This window comes from Oleiphilus sp. HI0080, assembly GCF_001635135.1.
Map to the genome: position 1 here is coordinate 1 of NZ_LWFU01000647.1, position 3596 is coordinate 3596.

Sequence of the window (3596 nt, forward strand, 5' to 3'; positions counted from 1 at the left end):
TGCCTGTTGTACTCACTGATGACTATATCGAGGAAGTTCGCACGCAAATGCCAGAACTCCCAGCCGCGCGCAAAGAACGCTTTATGTCTGATTTCGGTCTAAATGAATACGATGCCGGCATGCTCTCCTCCGATGCTAACCTTGCGGCTGTGTTTGAGACTAGCGCCAAAATCTCTGGCGATGCCAAGTTGTCTGCAAATTGGGTAATGGGTGAATTTAGCGCCAGACTCAACGCAGAAGAGCTTAGCGCTGCACAAACACCGCTTACGGGAGAAGCCCTAGGGCAGTTAGTTTTGCGCATAAAAGACAATACAGTGTCGTCTTCTGGAGCGAAGAAAGTCTTTGAGAAGCTTTGGACTAAAGAAGCGACAGATGTCGATCAGATCATAGACGCCGAAGGACTCAAACAAGTGTCGGATACCGGCGCACTCGAAGCAATGGTGGATGAAGTACTTGCAGGTATGACAGATCAAATTGAGCAATACAAAGCGGCGGATGACAAAAAGCGCAAAAAGCTCATGGGTGGCTTTATGGGACCACTAATGAAAGCATCCAAAGGGCAAGGTAATCCAAAACTCTTCAACGAGATCCTTCAAAAGAAACTAAACAGTTAGCTTTGGATCCCCATCCACTCTGCATTTGGGTTTACGCCCCCTTATGCAGAGTGGCTAATCTCGCTTGCCCCCTCTTTAGCTAAAACCCCGAACAATGCACACCAAATTATCGAACGGCACTGCAATAAAAATATACAAAGTTTTGTTCGACTTTCACTCAATAAGTCTATAAAGTTCGCCGCAGCTAGTAAGAAACACCGTGTATTTACATCCTACATTTCGTTGTCTATTCGTATTCTCCGTCCTGCAGTTGTTACGCCCAGTTTGTTTTTTTTCCAGCACATTTGCCCATACAGGCGTTTTAATTGATTTTTACAGGTATATAGATATGTCTAACACAGTTACTGGTACAGTTAAGTGGTTCAACGAAACTAAAGGTTTTGGTTTCATCGCTCAAGAAAATGGCCCAGACGTTTTTGCACACTTCCGTGCGATCACTGGTTCAGGTTTCAAAACGTTGACTGAAGGTCAAACGGTTGAGTTTGAAGTAACTCAAGGCCAGAAAGGTCCACAAGCTGAGAACATCGTAGTACGTTAATTTAACGTTCTATGTTCAGTTTAGAAAAAGGCGAACTTTATGTTCGCCTTTTTTGTGCCCTGCCTTTCCGCATGATATTACTAATAGAAAGAAAACTGCTATAACTTAGTCGTTCTCCTTTCAAGAGCGGCAGCATGACTCAATCACCTCCCATATTCGACAGCCACTTACACATAATTGACCCTCGCTTTCCACTTTTTGAGAATCAAGGCTATATACCCGCCCCATTTAGCGTTGAGAACTACCTTCACGCCACATCGAATTATGAACTTCTTGGGGGCACGGTAGTATCTGGCTCATTCCAAAAACAAGACCAAAGCTATTTACTGGATGCACTCGAGAAACTCGGCAAGCGCTTTGTGGGCGTGACGCAATTACTCCACACTTGCTCCGATGAAGATGTTGCTCTTCTTAACGAAGCCGGGGTAAGAGCCGTTAGATTCAACCTCAAACGAGGAGGCTCGGAAGGAATAAAACAGTTAAAGAACTTCGCTCTAAGACTGCATGATCTTGCCGAATGGCACGTAGAACTGTACGTCGATTCGACGGAATTGGAAGGACTCAGCCCTACTCTCCTTTCTCTCCCCAAAGTAAGCATTGACCATCTTGGCTTGAGCAAAGTGGGGATTAAATCCCTACTTAAATGTGCAGAAAAAGGCGTATATATCAAAGCCACAGGCTTCGGCCGCATTGACTTTAAGCCCGCTTCCGTCATTCAAGACCTGTACAAAGCCAACCCTCATTGCTTGATGTTCGGAACGGACTTACCATCAACACGAGCTCCACGAGCATTTCAACACAACGACATTCAGCTAATTGTCGACAACCTAGATGCAGAGGCCGCTGAACGCGTGCTTTGGAAGAATGCTCTCACACTTTATAAACCTGCGATCTAATCAACAACACCTAAAAACAGCACAGAATATGGAGTACCTCCAGACTCTGTAATGACAACGTTTAGGTGAACGAAGCGCCAAAGTAAACAGACATTTGTTTAAAACGTGACACCAAGCTGCGTACCAACACCCACATTGTTAGCATCCGAGTCACTAAGTGCTGCAAGCTCAAAGGTGACACCTACTACTTGCACACCAAAACCAGCAGTAAACAAAGCCCCCTCACTCTCAGCGATGTTGTATCTCATGCCTCCGCGAACCTGAAACACCTCAAACAGATCATACTCCGCACCTACACCCCAGTATTGAGTATCACCCTCTCCAAAAAACTCTTCCGTTTTTGTCAGTTGCAGATCGGTGGCTACTTCATATGAGTCCCCCCGATACGACACCCCTGCGGTCACCGTAGGTTTGATTTTAATTTGAATACCCTCAGGAATTGGAGTGTTAGATGGCAGGTTGACCCGATCAAAGTCGGGCTTGGTGGTTATTTCCATTGGCAACAAATTGATGACTGAAAGACCAACCAGCACACGCTCACGCGCATCAACGAAAGAGGCAACACCTAAATCGAGATTGAATTTTGACTCACTTACTTTGGTATCACTCAGGTCGTCACCTTCAAAATTACCGGTACTCGTTATGTAGTCGTAGGCGCGCAAATCAACAATTTTTGGCGACAAGCCCAACGCATAATCATGTCCATCTAAGCGAAAGTTACGAGACATCGCGACACCAACTTCTGAATAGGCCGACCCAACTGCACGCACCGTAGACTCCAATTGATCCGCGTCGTTCGTCAAATCATAGAAGTTGTAGACGTCATTAATGCTACTAACGGTTGTCGTTCTCAAAAGATCTTCGAGATCCGTCAAAGTCTGCCCATCTTTATAACTAATCTGGCCAGCCACTCTTGCAGAGCCAGAGACAAAAAGTCCTGCACCAAAACTCTGACTTGGCAGCATTGCAGAAAACCCTAAACCCATATCAACCCGCGCTTGATCCTGATCAATGCTCGCTAGCTTATTGTTTAGTGCTTGCGTCTTATCGGCTAAGTCCGCCTGTGCCGCTGCCTGTCCTGCGCCACCAATATTCGCTTCGAGAGTATCGATTGCGGTCTCAAACGGCGTAATGAAATCATCCTCAAAATCATCAACAACATCGCGTAACTCATCTTCGTCGTTCGCGATAACATTCACCGATGGTAAAACCATGCCAAACCCATTACGTTTTTCAGGCTGTTTTACAGCAAGCAGCGCTGGGTTAAAGAATCCTGAGGCAGCCGGCCGCGCGGCGGTCACTCCAACTCCGCCCATCGCAAGGGAGCGCGCATCTGAAAATGTTGGTGCTCCGGCAAAGGCCGGCGCCGATGAAACAGCCGAAAAGGCAAGTGCGATTGGTAGAACCTTACGTCCCATACTTACTCCGTTCATTCGATGTATTTATTATTCGATGTATTTATTGTTAGTAGGCTCGGCGACCGGGAAGGCACACATCCATAAAACGTATCGTAACAGATACTCACTCGCAGAATTTACGTGGATATTA

At 46.2% G+C, this 3596-nt stretch carries 3 protein-coding genes and 1 pseudogene; 3 read left to right on the forward strand and 1 reads right to left on the reverse strand.

The window, feature by feature from the left end; translation table 11 throughout:
• From gatB to A3751_RS14075, 3 genes and pseudogenes are all read left to right on the forward strand, one after another.
• Nucleotides 1-614: pseudogene (gatB, locus tag A3751_RS14065) on the forward strand (Asp-tRNA(Asn)/Glu-tRNA(Gln) amidotransferase GatCAB subunit B); the annotation flags it as partial.
• Nucleotides 615-942: 328 nt separating this feature from the next.
• Nucleotides 943-1152 carry a cold-shock protein gene (locus tag A3751_RS14070; protein ID WP_068457191.1) on the forward strand — a complete coding sequence of 70 codons (210 nt, stop codon included), beginning with the start codon at nucleotides 943-945 and terminating at the stop codon, nucleotides 1150-1152.
• Nucleotides 1153-1286: 134 nt separating this feature from the next.
• The gene (locus tag A3751_RS14075) at nucleotides 1287-2048 is read left to right on the forward strand and encodes an amidohydrolase (protein WP_068457195.1); all 762 of its coding nucleotides are present in this window, start codon (nucleotides 1287-1289) and stop codon (nucleotides 2046-2048) included.
• Nucleotides 2049-2146: 98 nt separating this feature from the next.
• Here the strand turns inward: A3751_RS14075 and traF are convergent, their stop codons facing one another.
• Nucleotides 2147-3466, reverse strand: coding sequence for a conjugal transfer protein TraF (gene traF / locus A3751_RS14080; RefSeq protein WP_068457198.1), 1320 nt, complete (start codon nucleotides 3464-3466; stop codon nucleotides 2147-2149).
• Nucleotides 3467-3596: the final 130 nt, after the last annotated feature.